The organism is uncultured Veillonella sp., assembly GCF_905209685.1.
Classification (GTDB): domain Bacteria; phylum Bacillota; class Negativicutes; order Veillonellales; family Veillonellaceae; genus Veillonella.
The window spans coordinates 1-16632 of the sequence record NZ_CAJLUB010000004.1 but is presented as its reverse complement, the minus strand read 5'-3'; the positions used below and the strand labels follow the sequence as shown (position 1 = coordinate 16632).

General features: G+C 36.2%; 21 protein-coding genes. All 21 read left to right on the top strand.

Annotated features, from left to right (window positions below; genetic code table 11):
• The first annotated feature begins 50 nt into the window (after nucleotides 1–50).
• On the top strand, nucleotides 51–629 hold the full coding sequence (gene cobU / locus QZ055_RS01010; RefSeq protein ID WP_295804101.1) for a bifunctional adenosylcobinamide kinase/adenosylcobinamide-phosphate guanylyltransferase: 579 nt from the start codon (nucleotides 51–53) through the stop codon (nucleotides 627–629).
• Entirely contained in the window at nucleotides 622–2139 is a 1518-nt protein-coding gene (locus QZ055_RS01005; protein WP_295824070.1) for a cobyric acid synthase, read from the top strand. Before cobU ends, QZ055_RS01005 begins: the two co-directional genes overlap by 8 nt.
• A 12-nt stretch (nucleotides 2140–2151) precedes the next feature.
• Nucleotides 2152–3144 (top strand): adenosylcobinamide-phosphate synthase CbiB, encoded by a 993-nt coding sequence (gene cbiB / locus QZ055_RS01000; protein WP_005386662.1) that lies wholly within the window; start codon nucleotides 2152–2154, stop codon nucleotides 3142–3144.
• Nucleotides 3144–4037 (top strand): adenosylcobinamide-GDP ribazoletransferase, encoded by an 894-nt coding sequence (gene cobS / locus QZ055_RS00995; protein WP_295824068.1) that lies wholly within the window; start codon nucleotides 3144–3146, stop codon nucleotides 4035–4037. The genes cbiB and cobS overlap by 1 nt, the downstream gene beginning before the upstream one ends.
• Nucleotides 4038–4100: 63 nt before the next feature.
• Nucleotides 4101–4985, top strand: a complete 885-nt coding sequence (locus QZ055_RS00990) for a GHMP kinase (protein WP_295824067.1) — start codon at nucleotides 4101–4103, stop codon at nucleotides 4983–4985.
• A 24-nt stretch (nucleotides 4986–5009) separates the two neighbouring features.
• The gene (locus tag QZ055_RS00985; RefSeq protein ID WP_295824065.1) at nucleotides 5010–6140 is read left to right on the top strand and encodes a histidinol-phosphate transaminase; all 1131 of its coding nucleotides are present in this window, start codon (nucleotides 5010–5012) and stop codon (nucleotides 6138–6140) included.
• A gap of 7 nt (nucleotides 6141–6147) precedes the next feature.
• Nucleotides 6148–6786: an alpha-ribazole phosphatase gene (gene cobC, locus QZ055_RS00980; RefSeq protein ID WP_363178537.1), complete on the top strand. Its 639-nt coding sequence runs from the start codon at nucleotides 6148–6150 to the stop codon at nucleotides 6784–6786.
• Nucleotides 6786–7484 (top strand): pseudouridine synthase, encoded by a 699-nt coding sequence (locus tag QZ055_RS00975; protein WP_295824061.1) that lies wholly within the window; start codon nucleotides 6786–6788, stop codon nucleotides 7482–7484. The genes cobC and QZ055_RS00975 overlap by 1 nt, the downstream gene beginning before the upstream one ends.
• Before the next feature lie 70 nt (nucleotides 7485–7554).
• Entirely contained in the window at nucleotides 7555–8628 is a 1074-nt protein-coding gene (locus QZ055_RS00970) for a Xaa-Pro peptidase family protein (protein ID WP_295824059.1), read from the top strand.
• Nucleotides 8629–8643: 15 nt separating this feature from the next.
• Nucleotides 8644–9201: an elongation factor P gene (efp, locus tag QZ055_RS00965; RefSeq protein ID WP_005386642.1), complete on the top strand. Its 558-nt coding sequence runs from the start codon at nucleotides 8644–8646 to the stop codon at nucleotides 9199–9201.
• 135 nt (nucleotides 9202–9336) lie between these two features.
• Nucleotides 9337–9717, top strand: coding sequence for an Asp23/Gls24 family envelope stress response protein (locus tag QZ055_RS00960; protein WP_039969203.1), 381 nt, complete (start codon nucleotides 9337–9339; stop codon nucleotides 9715–9717).
• Nucleotides 9718–9729: 12 nt separating this feature from the next.
• Entirely contained in the window at nucleotides 9730–10125 is a 396-nt protein-coding gene (locus tag QZ055_RS00955; RefSeq protein WP_005386640.1) for an Asp23/Gls24 family envelope stress response protein, read from the top strand.
• Nucleotides 10115–10519 (top strand): transcription antitermination factor NusB, encoded by a 405-nt coding sequence (gene nusB / locus QZ055_RS00950; RefSeq protein ID WP_295792636.1) that lies wholly within the window; start codon nucleotides 10115–10117, stop codon nucleotides 10517–10519. Before QZ055_RS00955 ends, nusB begins: the two co-directional genes overlap by 11 nt.
• The gene (locus tag QZ055_RS00945; protein WP_295824057.1) at nucleotides 10519–11472 is read left to right on the top strand and encodes a metallohydrolase; all 954 of its coding nucleotides are present in this window, start codon (nucleotides 10519–10521) and stop codon (nucleotides 11470–11472) included. Before nusB ends, QZ055_RS00945 begins: the two co-directional genes overlap by 1 nt.
• Before the next feature lie 2 nt (nucleotides 11473–11474).
• Nucleotides 11475–12698, top strand: a complete 1224-nt coding sequence (gene xseA, locus QZ055_RS00940) for an exodeoxyribonuclease VII large subunit (RefSeq protein WP_295824056.1) — start codon at nucleotides 11475–11477, stop codon at nucleotides 12696–12698.
• The gene (gene xseB, locus QZ055_RS00935; RefSeq protein WP_005386632.1) at nucleotides 12673–12879 is read left to right on the top strand and encodes an exodeoxyribonuclease VII small subunit; all 207 of its coding nucleotides are present in this window, start codon (nucleotides 12673–12675) and stop codon (nucleotides 12877–12879) included. Before xseA ends, xseB begins: the two co-directional genes overlap by 26 nt.
• Before the next feature lie 9 nt (nucleotides 12880–12888).
• Complete coding sequence (locus QZ055_RS00930; RefSeq protein WP_295804076.1) at nucleotides 12889–13767, top strand: polyprenyl synthetase family protein; 879 nt, start codon at nucleotides 12889–12891, stop codon at nucleotides 13765–13767.
• A gap of 28 nt (nucleotides 13768–13795) precedes the next feature.
• Complete coding sequence (locus QZ055_RS00925) at nucleotides 13796–14275, top strand: divergent PAP2 family protein (RefSeq protein WP_295804074.1); 480 nt, start codon at nucleotides 13796–13798, stop codon at nucleotides 14273–14275.
• Entirely contained in the window at nucleotides 14272–15075 is an 804-nt protein-coding gene (locus QZ055_RS00920) for a TlyA family RNA methyltransferase (RefSeq protein ID WP_295824054.1), read from the top strand. The genes QZ055_RS00925 and QZ055_RS00920 overlap by 4 nt, the downstream gene beginning before the upstream one ends.
• 9 nt (nucleotides 15076–15084) lie before the next feature.
• Nucleotides 15085–15969, top strand: a complete 885-nt coding sequence (locus QZ055_RS00915; RefSeq protein WP_005386628.1) for an NAD(+)/NADH kinase — start codon at nucleotides 15085–15087, stop codon at nucleotides 15967–15969.
• Between the two features lie 81 nt (nucleotides 15970–16050).
• Nucleotides 16051–16572: a class I SAM-dependent methyltransferase gene (locus QZ055_RS00910; protein WP_295824053.1), complete on the top strand. Its 522-nt coding sequence runs from the start codon at nucleotides 16051–16053 to the stop codon at nucleotides 16570–16572.
• The last annotated feature ends 60 nt before the right edge of the window (nucleotides 16573–16632 follow it).

Genomic DNA, 16632 nt, shown 5'->3' with positions numbered 1-16632 from the left:
TGTTATACTTATAATGATACTGAAATTATAAATTCTTGTATAGGTGCATTATGAAATCCCAAATTATATTGTGTTCCGGTGGAGCACGAAGTGGAAAAAGTGAATTTGCAGAACGTTTAGCCCTTTCTACGGAAGGTCGTAAAGCCTATGTAGCAACAGGACAAGCGTTTGACGAAGAAATGGTTGATCGCATAAAAAAACACCAAGAACGACGTGGTGCAATATGGACAAATTTTGAAGTACCATTATATTTGGCTAAAGAGTGGCAAAATATTAGCCAATCTGCTGATGTAATTCTTATAGATTGTTTAACTATGTTTACTACGAATCACATGATGGCACATGGTTCTATACAAGGGCAACAAGATGCTAATGACTTGGAAGAGGCTGTACTTTCAGAATTAGAATCATTGCTAAGTTTAATTGCATCAAGTGATGGGAAAACAGTTATTTTTGTAACCAATGAAATTGGTCTTGGTATTGTACCCGATAATAAGCTAGCTAGATATTTTAGAGATATTGCAGGTCGCGTTAATCGGACTGTCGCAACTGTAGCTAATAAATTATACTTAACAATTAGTGGTGTTACCATTGAATTAAAATCCCAGGAGGTTCATATAAATGGCTAAGAAAATTATGTTCCAAGGAACGAGTTCCAATGTAGGTAAAAGTATTTTATGTACTGCATTATGCCGCATCTTTTATAGAAGAGGTTTTAAAACCGTTCCTTTTAAAGCTCAAAATATGGCCCTCAATTCGTATGTCACTAAATGGGGAGATGAAATTGGTCGTGCTCAAGTAGCGCAAGCTGAGGCTGCAGGCATAGATCCAATTGTTCAAATGAACCCTGTGTTATTAAAACCTACAGGTAATCAATCCTCTCAAGTGGTATTAATGGGCAAGCCGGTTGGCGTCTATAGTGCTAAAGAATACCATACCAAATATTCTTTAACTGCCCTTGATAAAGTAAAAGAATCTATCGACTTCTTGGATTCTAACTTTGATATGATGGTTATTGAAGGTGCCGGTAGCCCTGCAGAAGTTAATCTCAAAGCAAATGATATCGTAAATATGCGCATTGCTAAGATGACGCAAGCTCCTGTATATCTCATTGCTGATATCGACCGTGGTGGTGCTATTGCATCTATCGTTGGTACCTTAGAATTATTAGAACCAGAAGAGCGGGATCTTATTAAAGGTATTGTTATCAATAAATTCCGTGGTGATATTAAATTATTAGAACCTGCACTCACATTCATCGAAGAAAAAACAGGTAAAAAGGTAGTAGGTGTTATCCCTGCCATTGAAAACCTTGATATCGATGAAGAGGACTCTGTGGCACTAGAAAATAAACGCAATAGCGGTGCTAAAGAGATTCAAGTAGTAGTTATGCAAACACCTAAAATTTCTAACTTTACGGACTTTGATGCATTAAATTATGAACCAGATGTATCTGTTCGTTTTGTGGGCCCTGGAGATGTTATTGGTAAACCGGACTTAATCATTTTGCCGGGTTCAAAAAATACACTAGCAGATCTTACATATCTTCGTGACTCTGGCTTTGCGGATGAAATAAAAAAACTTGCTAACCAAGGTACACCTGTTATTGGTGTATGTGGGGGTAATCAAATGTTAGGCAAAACAATATATGATCCGCATCATATGGAAGGTGATATTGAAGAAGTTGAAGGCCTTGGTTTAGTAGATTCCTCCACCACAATGAAGGATCAAAAAACTACACACCAAGTAGAATTTAACGTATCTAATCTTCAGTTTTTAAATGGTACATTTACAGGTGAAAAATTAGTAGGCTATGAAATCCATATGGGGGATACTACGCCATTAGTAGATACCGTGAGCCGTTGTTTCACCATTACGAGTCGCAGTGAAGAGGCGGTCAATGTAATTGATGGCTTTATCGATGGCAATCATCAAGTAATGGGGACATATATTCACGGTGTATTTGATAATGATGAATTTAGACGCTTTATTATCAATCAGTTACGCGAACGTAAGGGGTTAGAACCATTAGATGTAGTATTCCATTATTTTGAACACAAGAATGCAGCTTACAATCGATTAGCTGATATTGTAGAAGAACACTTAGATATGGATTATATTATGTCTACCTTGGGTTAGTAGGGGATATGTATGGAACATTTAACAATATTACATTGGTTTACAAAGTATAGCTTTGTATGTATTCCAATCTTAGCATTTATATTGGATTTGCTTATTGGAGATCCTAATAGCAAATACCATCCTGTGGCTATAATTGGCCGCATCATATCTTTTTTCGAGGCAGTCCTATATAAAGATACTGATAATGATACAAAAAAACTATGGTACGGTGGTATTGCAGTAGGTTTAATCCTTGTTTCTGTATATATTATAGTGTCTTTGATTCTTTGGCTTGGTGGCGTAGTTGATGAATGGGTAGAATTTGCTCTTGAAGTAATTATTCTGTACATTGCTATATCTCCACGCTCATTAGCAGGAGCAGGCTTTACTATTAGCCAATTAATTAAGCAAGATAATATTGAAGAAGCTCGCAAGCGATTATCTTGGATTGTAGGGCGCGATACAGAAGAATTAGATGAAAGCGAAATTACACGAGCTACTGTAGAGACCATTGCAGAAAATACAGTAGATGGCATTATTGCGCCTTTATTTTTCTTTATCATAGGCGGTCCAATGGGGGCAATTCTATATAGAACTGCCAATACTATGGACTCTATGCTGGGCTATAAAAATCAAAAGTATATGTACTTTGGTCGTGTAGCTGCACGCTTTGATGATGTACTCAATTGGATTCCTGCACGAATTACCTTTATATTATTAATTATTTCTGCATTCTTTTTACGCTTTGACGCAAAGAAAGCTCTCCAAATTGGCTTACGTGACGCTAATAAACATCCAAGTCCTAATGGTGGCTATGCAGAAGCACCAGTTGCAGGGGCTTTACATATTCGTTTAGGTGGTTACAATCAATATTTCAAGAAAATGACCTTCCGTGAATACATGGGGGATCCTATTGAAAAATTAAATCGCAACCATATTACACGCACAATTTATATGATGTATTTTACGACTATACTAATGGTTATTATTAGTACAGCCATTACTTATGGGATGAATGTATAATGACACCTTTTTTCATAGCATTACAGTTTTTAACACGTTTAAAGATCGTTAATCAAACAGAATGGTCTGTAGAGGATTTTGGTAAATCTGTTGTAGCCTTTCCTTATGTAGGGTTGATCATCGGCCTTATTTTAGCATTACTATATGGAATATTATCACCGTTTATTCCGTTGGTTCCGTTAATGTTAATCATTGTTGTAGCGGAATTCTTGATTACTGGTGGTCTCCATGCTGATGGTTTAATGGATACAAGTGATGGTCTATTTTCAGGACGTGAACGGGAACGTAAGCTGGAAATTATGAAAGATAGCCGTATAGGCTCTTTTGGTGTTGTTGCATTTGTATTTGTTACACTTTTGAAATGGCAATTATTAACAGCGATTCCAACAGCAGAATTTATTCCTATGGCTTTGATTATGATGCCATTAATGAGCCGTTGGTCCCTTGTATTGAGTATCAGATCTTATCCGTATGCGAGAAAAGAGGGAATGGGTGCTGCCTTTGCTAATTTAGCACCTAAACATGTTATTACGTACAATACAATTTCAACCTTCTTCATGCCTATTGTCATATTAATAATCGGTGCAATCTTGTACACCCTTTTATATAGTGCCTATTCTATCTTTTCTGTAGCAGATGTTGGATATGTTGTAGGACTAGGTGTACTAACCTATGCTACATTAGGTATTTTCCAAATTAATATTGTAAGCATGATAATTACCTATATTATCAATCGTTTGCTTAATCGTTATATTGTTAAGCAACTTGGTGGTACTACTGGTGACACATATGGATTTGTTGTAGAGGTTACAGAGGTATTATTACTCTTTGTATATATCATTATCTTGTCCATATTATCTGCTACTGTCGCATCCAATACGACTATGTTTTAATAACGTTCTGCCTAATGGCTTCTTATAAGTTACTGTTTTTATTTAATGTGAAAGGAGTTCAATGTGACCTATTATGTAAGAGCCCCAGGTACATGTGGGGAATTTCTACAAGGTTCTATTAATGGTCAGTCATTCTTAGTGACTTGTCCTATTAATCGATACTCCTACGCATTAAGTAATGTAACACATCCGTTTTCACAGCACTATTGTGCATTACAGCCTAAGTCTGCGAAGGCAAGAGAATTAGTACAGCGATTATTACAAAAAAATAATAAAAACCAAGCTTGTCCACCTGTATATGTACGTTCTGACATCATACAGGGTAAGGGGATGGCCTCAAGTTCTGCGGATATATCTGTGACGGCTATGGCAACAGCGTTAGCCATGAATTATGATCTATCACTAAAGGAATTAGAACAAATTTGCTTATCTGTAGAGCCTACAGATGCTTCATTTTATCAAGGTGTAACTCAGTTTGATTATATAAAAGGCACTATTTCACAACCACTAGGGATGTGTCCTCCATTGAAAATCCTTGTATTTGATGAAGGTGGTAGTATAGATACGGTTTCTTTTAATCAACAACTAGATTTACAAACTAAAATTTTAGAAAAAGAATCAATCATAGAAGAATCACTTGATCTATTCAAACGGGGCTTGAATACACATGATATAAATTTAATAGGTCAAGCAGCTACATTAAGTGCCTTTGGTAATCAACGTATATTGTATAAACCGAATTTATATGATTTTCATGATATTGGTAATTACTACAATAGTGTTGGTACAATCATAGCTCATAGTGGGACCATTATGGGCCTTTTATTTCCAGTAGATTATGGGCGAATCAATGATTGTAAACAAGAGATTATGCGTAAATTACCACAGTTATCCTATGTGGATACTGTAGAAACAACAAACGAAGGATTGACCTATATCAAACGATAATATATTTAATAGAAAGAGAATCAAATGTCTAAGATACATGGGGGCAATATATTTCAGTTTGCCCATGAACAACGAATTGAACCATATGAGGTAATTGATTTTAGCGCTAATATTAATCCTCTTGGTCCTAGTCAACGTGGATTGGATGCAATAAATGATCAATTACGTTATATTTCTCATTATCCAGATGCTACAAATGATGATGTATTAAATGTCATTGCTGATACATATGGGATGGATAAGAATCAAATTATAGTTGGCAATGGCGCAGCTGAGTTATTGTATGCCATTTGTCGTTTACCTGGATATACTGGTGCGTTTGTACCAGCACCTGGTTTTTCTGAGTATAAAGAAGCTCTTGAAGCCAGTAACATTCCTGTGCGAGATATTTTTTATCGCCCTCGTGAAGATGATAATGGAATACCTTATTTTGAAGTACCTTATTTAGCATTAGAAACATTTGCTGCTGAGCTTAAAGGTCAAGATGGTCGCATTATTGTATTTTTAGGCAATCCTAACAACCCAGATGGGACATTACTTGATAAAGCACATATTCGAACTGTAGCGACCATGTTAAAAGATGCCAATAGCTTACTTGTTATAGATGAGTCCTTTATTGATTTTGTAGGTAATGAACCATTACGTGATAATGATCAATCTATGCGTTCTTTAATTAACGAATTCGATAATATCATTGTAGTTCATTCTTTCACGAAGTTTTACGCTGTACCGGGCCTTAGAATTGGTGCCGCTTTTGGTAACAAAAAAGTAATTAGTCACTTACATCAATATATTCCTAGTTGGTCTGTAAATACATTAGCCCAAGCTTATACTGAGGTTGCTTTGAATGATGTTGATTATATAAAAAGAACAAAGCAAGAATTAAATGAGGAAAGAGCCTTTATGTATAATGCATTAGATGGGATAGAAGGGATTACCGTATATTCACCGTCTGCCAATTTTATCTTGTTCAAAGTAAATCGTGAAGGTATTACAGCAAATACGATTAATGAAAATCTAAAGAAAGATAACATGATTGTACGCAATTGTGACTCTTATGTAGGTCTCAATAATCAATGGGTACGCATTGCTATTAAAGATCATGATACTAATATCAAATTAGTAGAGAAACTAACAGATATTTTGAAAGTATAGGAAGATTATGAAGACATTATATATTGTGCGCCATGGAGAAACTGATTGGAATAAAATGGGGAAATATCAAGGCATTACAGATGTTCCTCTAAATGAAAACGGTTTAAATCAAGCCAAAGCCTGTAGTGAAGCTCTTAAAGACATTACCTTTGACCGTATATTATCAAGTGATTTAAGTCGTGCTTTAGTTACAGCTGAAACTATTCGAGGTGATCGCACTACACCTATTACAGTGGATCAACGATTACGAGAGCTTAATTTTGGTGACTGGGAAGCTATGCTATTCTCAGATATCGAAGCACGCTGGCCTGGACTAATTGATGAGATGTATTTGAGACCTCATCTTGTAAAAGTTCCAAACGGAGAAAGCTTTAAAGATTTGCAAGATCGTGCATGGGCAGGACTTGAAGAATTTCTCAACGAAAATGATAAAGAGGAAACACTTTTAGTTGCATGTCATGGTGGAACTATTCGAACATTATTATGTAAATTATTAGATATTTCTATTAGTCATTGTTGGAATTTTAGCCAAGGTAATACGGCTATTAACCGTATTTTCTATAATGGTATGGGCGAATATGATCATAATATTTTGAATTTGCTCAATGATACGGCCCATGTTGAGTTACTGCAAGGACATGTATAATGCGACTCGATAAATTATTAGCTAATAAAGCCTACGGTAGTCGAAAAGAGGTTCATCAACTCATAAAGGATCAGAGAGTTACCATTAATGGTGAAGTAGCTAGAAAAAAAGATGTTCATGTAAATATTGAGTCTGATGTCATTGCAGTTGATGGTCAAATCGTTAATACCAAACAACATTACTATGTTAAATTTCATAAGCCTAAAGGCTATGTTACTGCTGTAGAGGATGCAAGTCATCCTGTTATAATGAATTTATTGCCCCCTGAATATATAAAAATGAGCGTGGTCCCTGTGGGAAGATTAGACAAAGATACAGAAGGCCTACTTTTACTTACCAATGATGGTGTTTGGGGACATTCTATTATCAATGGCAATAAGCATGTACCGAAGGTTTATTACGTAGAATTCGAAGGTGAGTTAACCGAAGAAGGCATTCAACGTATTAAAGAGGGTATCGTCCTAGGCGATGGAACCCATTGTAAGCCCGCTTTAATTGATGTTTTATCTCCCAAATCTGTACATATTACAATTGAAGAAGGCAAATATCATCAAGTAAAACGTATGATTGGCGCTGCTGGCGGCACTGTTACCTATTTAAAGCGTCTAACCATAGGTCATATAGATTTAACCGGTATTGAAGAGGTTGGTTCTGTACAGGACTTATCCCCAGATGATATAGAGGCTTTCAAAAAATAGCATAAAATTCTATTCAATATAGGTATTTTATGGTAAGATTAATTGTACTTTATAGACTAGGAGCATGATTATGAATGGATTAAATCTGCTACAACAGTATATTAAAGAGCAAGAATTAACAGGCGTCATTTTGATGAGCCCTATAAATTTACATTATTTTGCTGGTTTTACTGGTACAACAGGCTTTGCTATCATTACACAAGATAAAGCCTTTATGATTACCGATTTCAGATATACTGAGCAAGCTACAAAACAATGTGAAGGGTATACTGTCATTCAATATGAATCCTCTGTTATGGATACTCTTGTAGACATATTCAATGAACATCATATTCACGAAGGTTTATTTGGTATTGAAGGCAAACAAATGCCTGTTGATACATATGAAACCTTATGTGATACATTAGATGAACGCTTTAATTTTACGTCTATCAACTTTGCTAAACTACGAGCAGTTAAGCGTGAAGATGAATTGGAATTATTGCGTAAAGCAGCTAACATTGGTGATGAAGCTTTCGCCGCATTGCTACCACAACTAAAGGTAGGAATGACTGAAAACGAAGCACGTATCATATTAGAATCAGAAATGTTAAAACGTGGTTCTGAGGAACCTTCCTTTGCAACCATTGTAGCTTCTGGTAATCGGTCTAGTATGCCTCATGGTGTAGCTAGTGATAAGGTCATCGAAGCAGGTGATTTTGTTACCTTTGACTTTGGTGCCGTATATAAGGGTTATCATTCCGATATGACTAGAACTATTGTAATGGGGCCTGCCTCAGAATTACAAAAGAAGTTATATAGTATAGTTTTAGAAGCACAAAAACGTGGCGTAGCTGCAGTTCGAGCTGGTATAACTGGCAAAGAACTTGATGCAGTATGTCGTAATTATATTAAAGAACATGGATATACCAAGGAATTTAATCATGGTACTGGTCATGGCGTAGGTCTTGAGATTCACGAAGAACCAGTGGCCAATACTAAATCCGATACGGTATTTACAGAAAATATGATCATTACGGTAGAGCCTGGCATTTATATTACAGGTACTATCGGATTGAGAATAGAGGATAGTGTCATCGTCAAATCTGACGGCTATGAGGTGTTGACACATAGTCCAAAAGAGTTAATTGAAATAGGTATTTAGAAGGAGAAGAGTTAGATGATTTCCAGTAATGATTTTCGTCCAGGTGTAACCGTTGAAATCGACGGTAATGTATGGCAAGTAGTTGATTTCCAACACGTTAAACCAGGTAAAGGTGCTGCATTCGTACGTACTAAAATGAAAAATTTGCAAACTGGTTCTGTAGTAGAGCGTACTTTCAATGCAGGTGAAAAAGTGCCTAAAGCACACGTTGATCGTCGTCGTATGCAATATTTGTACGAGTCTGATGGCTCTTACACATTCATGGATAACGAAACATATGATCAAGTTGAACTTAACCTTGAACAATTAGGTGATGCTAAAAACTTCCTTCTTGAAAATATGGAAGTATCCATCATGTTCTTCCAAGGTATCGTAATCGGTATCGATTTACCTGTAGCTGTTGAACTTCGCGTAGTTGAAACAGATCCTGGTATCCGTGGCGATACTGCTACTGGTGGTAACAAACCAGCTGTATTGGAAACAGGCTACACTGTAAAAGTACCTCTCTTCATTGAAGTAGATGATGTACTTCGTATTGATACTCGTACAGGTCAATACATCGAACGTGCCTAATACGTATTGATATGTATTGGGGCAAGATCTTTTCATGGAATCTTATTCCCCATATATCCTAACATTTGCACTGTAAGCACTTGTCGTCTATGTAATTATATATAGGGACAAGTGCTTTTTTTGAAAGAGGCCAGTATGACCAAGAAAAATACTGAACTAGAGTCGGGTAAAATTAAGATTAGTGAAGATGTATATGCTACGATTGTCACTATGGCAGCACTTGAAACAAAAGGTATACATCATATGAGCTCTACCTTTAATGATGGTGTTAATACCTTCTTTAGACGTAAATCTGATCATGAAGGTGTAAAAATATCATTTAATGATGAAGGAGCTATTTCTGTTACATTATATGTGTGTATTCAATATGGATATCGTATTCCTGATGTGGCCTTACGTTTACAAGAACGTATAAAAACAGCTTTAGTTTCTTATACAGAAATTGAAGTGCAAACCATTGATGTAGTGGTACAAGACATTGTATTTGATGATTTAGTAACACCATCACAGCCTTAGGAGGGTATCTATATGAGTTCAGACAATCAATTAAACTACGGATTAGATATGGATACCATTGATATTGCAGACTCTGTCATAATTGATGTAGCAACAAAAACATTGGCTACGATTCCAGGTATTCATTCTTTAAGCCCTCGCTTTTACGATGAATTAGTAGAGGGAATTACACATGCCTTTGGTCAACGCAGTTTACCAGGTATCAATGTTAAACATCGTAAAGGCTTTATTGAAATCAATATTTATATTAAAGCATTGTATGGGTACAATCTTATTGAGTTATCCAAACAATTGCAATTAGAAATCAAACAAACCTTAAAAAATATGCTTGATCTTGACCATGTTAAGGTAGATGTTCATATTGAAGGTATTGTTAAAGAAAAGGAGCCAACTCTACATGGTAATTAAGCGAAATCGACGTGAAGCACGTCAATACGCATTTCAAATGTTATATGCTAATGAATTTCATGCTGATCAAAATGATGTGCAGTTTCCAGAAGGGCACATGCATAAATCGATGGATAAAGCCTATGCTAATAGCATTATAAATGGTGTATTATCCGCTTCTGAAACTATCGATGCTACATTACAACCATTTTGTAAATCACGTAAAGTTGAAAACTTAGACAAAGTTGATCGCGCTATTTTACGTATTGCTCTATGGGAAATGACAAATGAAGCTGACCCTTTGGAACCATCTATAGCTATCAACGAAGCTATTCAGTTAGCTAAAGACTTTGGTTCTGATTCTTCCTATAAATTAATTAACGCAATTCTAGATGCATATAATAAGAGTAAATAATGAAACGATATTACTTGGGCATTGATACTAGTTGCTACACTACAAGTTGTGCCATTATAGATAGCGACTTTCACATAGTTGGTGAAGCTCGCAAAATCTTAGAGGTCAAACAAGGTGAGCGAGGACTACAACAATCAAATATGGTCTTTCAACATACAAAGGCATTGCCTAAGTTGATATCTGAATTGCCACAACTTCCAATCAGTGGTATTGGTGTTAGCGGTTTTCCTAGACGTGAGGAAAATTCCTATATGCCTGCTTTTATGATTGGGCTAGGATACGGACAGTCTCTTAATCATTTGATGAATGTACCGCTACATATTTTCGCACACCAAGAAAATCATATTTTAGCAGCACTACGAAAATTAAAAACAATTCCCAGTGAACCATTCTTAGCACTTCATTTATCAGGTGGTACTACGGAGCTCGTGTATTGTCATTATAAAGGTGAAGGCATTTTTGATTCTCATATCATCGGGGGCTCTAAGGATTTACAAGGCGGTCAATATGTGGATCGTATCGGTGTTGCTATGGGCTTACCATTTCCTGCTGGCAAACATCTAGAAACATTAGCATTACAAACTACAGAATATGAGCCGTTACCATCTTCAGTAAAAGAAGGTTGGATTAGCTTTGCTGGTCCATGTAGTGCGGCTATGCGACGAATTACAAATTCTATGAATGATATAGATAAGTCTAATTTGGCAAGAGCTGTATTCACCTCAATAGGAAATGCATTAGAAAAAATGATTACCTATCATTTACAAAATAAACCGGTTCGAACATTAATTGCCGTTGGTGGTGTAATGAGCAATAGTTTACTTCGTCAGCGTATGGAGCATTATTGTAAACGTAATCATCTTACATTACATGTAGCACAGCCACAATTTTCTGTTGATAATGCCACTGGCAATGCTTTTGGCGCTGCTTTTTTACAAGAAACTAGAGGGTAATCGTGAATGTATTAACCATTACACAATTAAACAATCTTATAAAGCGCACCTTAGACCGTGAGTATCTTCTTAAGAATGTCTATGTTAGCGGTACCATTATTAACGCAAAACGCCACAGCAGTGGCCATATGTATTTCTCGTTAAAAGACGAAGAATCCGCTATTGATGTTACCATGTGGTCTAGTACCGTTATGCAAAAGGGACTAGCTAATGCCATTCAAAATGGATTATTAGTCACTGTAAAAGCATCTGTTAATTTTTACAATAAAATGGGCCGTTTAAATCTTATTGCATCTGATATGCAAATAGGGTCTAAAAGCCCATTACAGCTCGAATTTGATGCGTTAAAACGAGAGTTAACGGCACTAGGATACTTTGATGACAGCCATAAACAAAGTCTTCCATACATGGCAAGTTGTATAGGTATTGTTACATCTCAATCTGGCGCTGTATTACATGATATTTTACATGTCAGCAAGAGACGTAACCCATTAGTGCAATTTAAGTTATTCTCCGTTCCTGTCCAAGGCAATACTGCAGGACCTGTTATTGCCAAAGGTATTGCCGCTGCCGATGCTGATCCCGAGGTGGATGTCATCATAGTTGGTCGTGGTGGTGGATCTATGGAAGACCTATGGTGCTTCAATGATAGATCTGTTGTAGATGCGATTTATAATGCTAATACACCAGTTATTTCAGCAGTAGGTCATGAAACAGATTATACCTTATGTGATTATGTAGCAGATGCTCGTGGAGCAACACCAAGTCATGCTGCAGAAATGGCGGTACTTCCTATAACGACATTGCAGGATCAATTGTCAGAAAAAGAAGAGTATCTACACGAGTTTATACGATATACATTACAACAAAAACGTACCGATTTAACATTGCTCTTTAATCGTAGATTAGGCATTCCAGCTCTACAATTTCTACATAAACAAAAAACACATTTACAAGAGCTTTCACAGTCATTAACCAATGCTACAAAAGAACGATGCAATACAGAGAAACATAGTCTAGCATTGTTAGCTCATCAATTAGAGTCTCTGAATCCATTACAAATGATGGTAAAAGGATTTGCAAAGGTTGAACATAAGGATAAACCTATTACGTCTGTTACGCAATTACATCCAAAGGATGATATACGAGTTACACTTGCTGATGGGTATGTTACTGCTACGGTAAAGGAGGCGCACAAAGATGGCCGCATCACTAAAAAGTTATGAGAAAAAATATAAAGCCTTAGAGGATATTGTTAAACAATTAGACGATGGTGATATGACCATCTCTGAACTCTTAACTCAATATAAGAAGGGCTTAACATTAGTAAAAGAATGTGCAGAAATGCTTGATTCTGTGGAAGATGAAGTACAACAAATTATTGAAGAAGTCCGCATCAGCGAATAAGGAGATTCTATGTTCAAAGACTATTTAGCGTCTAGCAAACAACATATTGAACAATGGTTAGGTGAGGTATTAACTAGCCCAAATCAAGAATTTAAACCACTTTATGAATCCATGAATTATAGCTTAATGCAAGGCGGCAAGCGAATCCGACCAATTTTATCTAAAGCTGTATTAGAAATGCTTCATAAGGATCCAGCTGATTATAAGGAATTTCTATGTGCTATGGAGTGCATCCATACATACTCCTTAGTACATGATGATTTACCAGCCATGGATAATGATGATTATCGTAGAGGTAATTTAACAAATCATAAAGTATATGGTGAAGGTATGGCTATTCTTGCAGGTGATGGATTATTGACATATGCTTTTCAGCTAATGACTACTAATACAACTGCTACACCTCAACAAAAAATTGAGGCCATTCAATGCGTAGCTACTGCAGCAGGCCCTGAAGGTATGGTCGGAGGTCAAGCCTTCGATATGCTTAGTGAAGATAAACATATACCACTTGAGGAGTTAAAGGTTTTACACCGCGGAAAGACAGGGGCTTTATTTAATGCATCTGTAGAGTTAGGGCTCATCTTAGGCAATGCAGATAATGCTACAAGAATAGCACTTATGGAATATGCAAATTGTTTAGGATTGTTATTCCAAATTACTGATGATATTCTAGATGTAACTGGTACTATTGAAGAATTAGGAAAAACACCTGGCAGTGATATTCGCCAACATAAATCAACCTATGTATCTTTACTAGGTTTAGATGAAGCTAAGAATCAAGCTTCCTTAGTTGGTAAACAAGCTCATGATGCACTAAATTCCGTTTCCTATGACACATCTATTCTGGCTGCTCTAATTGATTATCTTTTAGAACGTACTAATTAATTGTTACGACCTGTAGAAGGTATAAATAATGATTGATATATTACCACAAATAGCACACAACTACATAGCGCAAGCCGCATTTTGGGGTTGGTTTACTGCTCAGGCTATCAAATTTGTATGGCAACTAGTTCGGCATGGCAAATTTCGTCCAGAACGATTAGTGGGATCTGGTGGTTTCCCAAGTTCGCATACATCCTTTGTAATCGCTACAACTACAGCTATATATCTGAAAAATGGAGCTTCTGATCTCTTTATCCTATCCTTAGTATTCTCTATTGTAGTCATGTATGATGCATCAGGCGTACGATTAGAGGCTGGGCGACAAGCTCAAATTCTAAACCAAATTGTAGATTATTTTACAAAGAAAAATATACCTGTTGTCATTACTCGTAAAGAAGCCTTGAAAGAGTTATTAGGCCATACACCAGTAGAGGTATTTGGGGGATTAATCCTCGGTATTCTTGTAGCGTGTATTCAATTTTATTATATTTATAATGGTGTCATATGAGTAGTAAAGAACGTTTAGACATACTCCTCGTTAATCGAGGACTTTTTGAAAGTAGAGAAAAATCAAAAGCTGCCATAATGGCTGGCCAAATCTTTATGGACACAACGCGTATTGATAAGGCAGGTACAAAAATACCTGTAGATGCCAATATCATAGTAAAGGGCAACACATTACCTTATGTTAGTCGCGGTGGGCTAAAGTTAGAAAAGGCCATTCAAACATATCCTATCGATTTACAAGAGGCCGTTATGGTCGATATAGGTGCCAGCACTGGTGGATTTACAGATTGTGCTCTACAAAATGGTGCTGCTAAAGTATTTGCTATCGATGTAGGCTATAATCAATTAGCTTGGAAGTTACGCCAAGACCCACGTGTTATCAACATGGAAAAGCAAAATATTCGCACTGTCACGCCAGAACAATTAGGTGAACTGGTTGACTTTATTTCCATAGATGTAGCATTTATCTCTTTAGATAAAGTATTACCTGTAGCTACTACATTGTTAAAAGATACAGGATCTCTGGTTGCTTTAATTAAGCCGCAATTTGAAGCAGGCAAAGAAAATGTTGGCAAAGGTGGTATTGTTCGCGACCCGGAAATCCATAAAGAGGTTTTACATCGTATTTTACATGTTGCGTATGATTGTGGATTATATGTTCATGGATTAACTTTCTCACCAATTAAAGGTATGGAAGGTAATATTGAGTTTTTAGGTTATTTTAAAAAGTACGAAGAAGGGGCTTTAACCATTGATGATACTTTAATCGATACAGTGGTTTCAGAGGCTCATTCATTATAGGAGATTACTATGCGTATCGGATTTTTCCCTAATATGGGGAAAAGCAATATTATGGCAGTTTTAAAAATGGCTGCACATATTTGTAAAGATGAAGGTATCGAAGTATTCTTGCCAGATGATCTCGAATCAGATGCACCTGCACGAGTACTCAAGATTCCCGAAACTCACATTTTAAGTCGTCCAGAAATCTTTAAACAAATAGATATTGCCTTTAGTTTTGGTGGTGATGGTACCATCATCCATTTGGCACGACAAATTTACCCATACAATGTACCTGTTTGTGGTATTAATCTTGGTGAGTTAGGTTTCTTAAACCAAATTGAAGTTCACCAAATGCAAAGTCATATTAAACGTATTGCCAAAGGTGATTATAATATCGAAAAACGTGGACATTTATATGCGTATATTGACCGTAATAATGGTAATGAAGAAGAATTAGTACCTATCATTAATGAAATTGTTATTACCCGTGCGGAACCAGCTAAAATGGCACGTATCAATATGTCCATCAATAATCAACATACGCAAATGTATCCTTCTGATGGTTTGATTATTTCTTCTGCCACAGGCTCTACAGGATATAATCTATCTGCAGGTGGTCCTATTATGAAGCCTGATAATAGATCAATTATTGTGACTCCTGTAGCACCTCATCTGATTCAAGGCGTTTCTCTTGTATTGGAAGAGCATGATACAATTCAAATCACCATGCCAGAACGTGAGCCTCAATTACATATCTGTATAGACGGTACATTTGATTATACATTTACCAATAAAGAAACATTACATATAAGCTCCAATCCTGTATATTGCTTATTCGTACGTTTTAAAGATCAATGTTTCTTTGGTACATTATTTAAAAAATTAGCCTCTCGTCGTGACGAGTTGTTATAATACTAAAATCTCAAGTGGGGTGATTTTGTGATTAACATTAACAATGCTGTTCAGTTTCAACATTTAATCTGGGATCGAGTAATGAAACACGCTAATGTTGTAGTAGATGCAACATGTGGTAATGGCCATGATTTGTTATATCTAGCAGAGCGAGCAAAAAAAGGTTGTCATTTATATGGCATCGATATCCAAATGAAAGCTATTAATACTAGCCAAGAGTTATTGCAGTCAAATGATATAGCTGAAGATGTGAGCCTAACATTTATCCATGACTCCCATGATCGTGCATTAGCTAATCAGTTAAAAGATGAAGTAATTGATTTAATGATTTTTAACCTAGGATATTTACCAGGTGGCGATCATCAAGTTATAACTAAACCGCATCAAACAATTGACGCTATAAAAGAGGGTTTAGAGAAATTATCTAAATCTGGAGTTATCACAATTGTTGCTTACCCTGGAACAACAGAAGGGTTAGAAGAAATGCAGATCCTTAAATCGTATTTATCAGATTTAGAACAGAAATTGTATAATGTATGTCATTGGCATCCAATGAATCAAATAAATAATCCACCTGAGTTATTTATATTGCAAAAACGATAAAAAGAAATATATCTTTATTCATTATGAATAAAACTCATACTCAGTTAGTAAAACCCCCTT

Excerpts from the sequence above, each read along its gene's own strand:
- cobU (WP_295804101.1), top strand. The coding sequence starts at position 51 with ATGAAATCCCAAATTATATTGTGTTCCGGTGGAGCACGAAGTGGAAAA.
- QZ055_RS01005 (WP_295824070.1), top strand. The coding sequence starts at position 622 with ATGGCTAAGAAAATTATGTTCCAAGGAACGAGTTCCAATGTAGGTAAA.
- cbiB (WP_005386662.1), top strand. The coding sequence starts at position 2,152 with ATGGAACATTTAACAATATTACATTGGTTTACAAAGTATAGCTTTGTA.
- cobS (WP_295824068.1), top strand. The coding sequence starts at position 3,144 with ATGACACCTTTTTTCATAGCATTACAGTTTTTAACACGTTTAAAGATC.
- QZ055_RS00985 (WP_295824065.1), top strand. The coding sequence starts at position 5,010 with ATGTCTAAGATACATGGGGGCAATATATTTCAGTTTGCCCATGAACAA.
- cobC (WP_363178537.1), top strand. The coding sequence starts at position 6,148 with ATGAAGACATTATATATTGTGCGCCATGGAGAAACTGATTGGAATAAA.
- QZ055_RS00975 (WP_295824061.1), top strand. The coding sequence starts at position 6,786 with ATGCGACTCGATAAATTATTAGCTAATAAAGCCTACGGTAGTCGAAAA.
- QZ055_RS00970 (WP_295824059.1), top strand. The coding sequence starts at position 7,555 with ATGAATGGATTAAATCTGCTACAACAGTATATTAAAGAGCAAGAATTA.
- efp (WP_005386642.1), top strand. The coding sequence starts at position 8,644 with ATGATTTCCAGTAATGATTTTCGTCCAGGTGTAACCGTTGAAATCGAC.
- QZ055_RS00960 (WP_039969203.1), top strand. The coding sequence starts at position 9,337 with ATGACCAAGAAAAATACTGAACTAGAGTCGGGTAAAATTAAGATTAGT.
- QZ055_RS00955 (WP_005386640.1), top strand. The coding sequence starts at position 9,730 with ATGAGTTCAGACAATCAATTAAACTACGGATTAGATATGGATACCATT.
- nusB (WP_295792636.1), top strand. The coding sequence starts at position 10,115 with ATGGTAATTAAGCGAAATCGACGTGAAGCACGTCAATACGCATTTCAA.
- QZ055_RS00945 (WP_295824057.1), top strand. The coding sequence starts at position 10,519 with ATGAAACGATATTACTTGGGCATTGATACTAGTTGCTACACTACAAGT.
- xseB (WP_005386632.1), top strand. The coding sequence starts at position 12,673 with ATGGCCGCATCACTAAAAAGTTATGAGAAAAAATATAAAGCCTTAGAG.
- QZ055_RS00930 (WP_295804076.1), top strand. The coding sequence starts at position 12,889 with ATGTTCAAAGACTATTTAGCGTCTAGCAAACAACATATTGAACAATGG.
- QZ055_RS00925 (WP_295804074.1), top strand. The coding sequence starts at position 13,796 with ATGATTGATATATTACCACAAATAGCACACAACTACATAGCGCAAGCC.
- QZ055_RS00920 (WP_295824054.1), top strand. The coding sequence starts at position 14,272 with ATGAGTAGTAAAGAACGTTTAGACATACTCCTCGTTAATCGAGGACTT.
- QZ055_RS00915 (WP_005386628.1), top strand. The coding sequence starts at position 15,085 with ATGCGTATCGGATTTTTCCCTAATATGGGGAAAAGCAATATTATGGCA.
- QZ055_RS00910 (WP_295824053.1), top strand. The coding sequence starts at position 16,051 with ATGAAACACGCTAATGTTGTAGTAGATGCAACATGTGGTAATGGCCAT.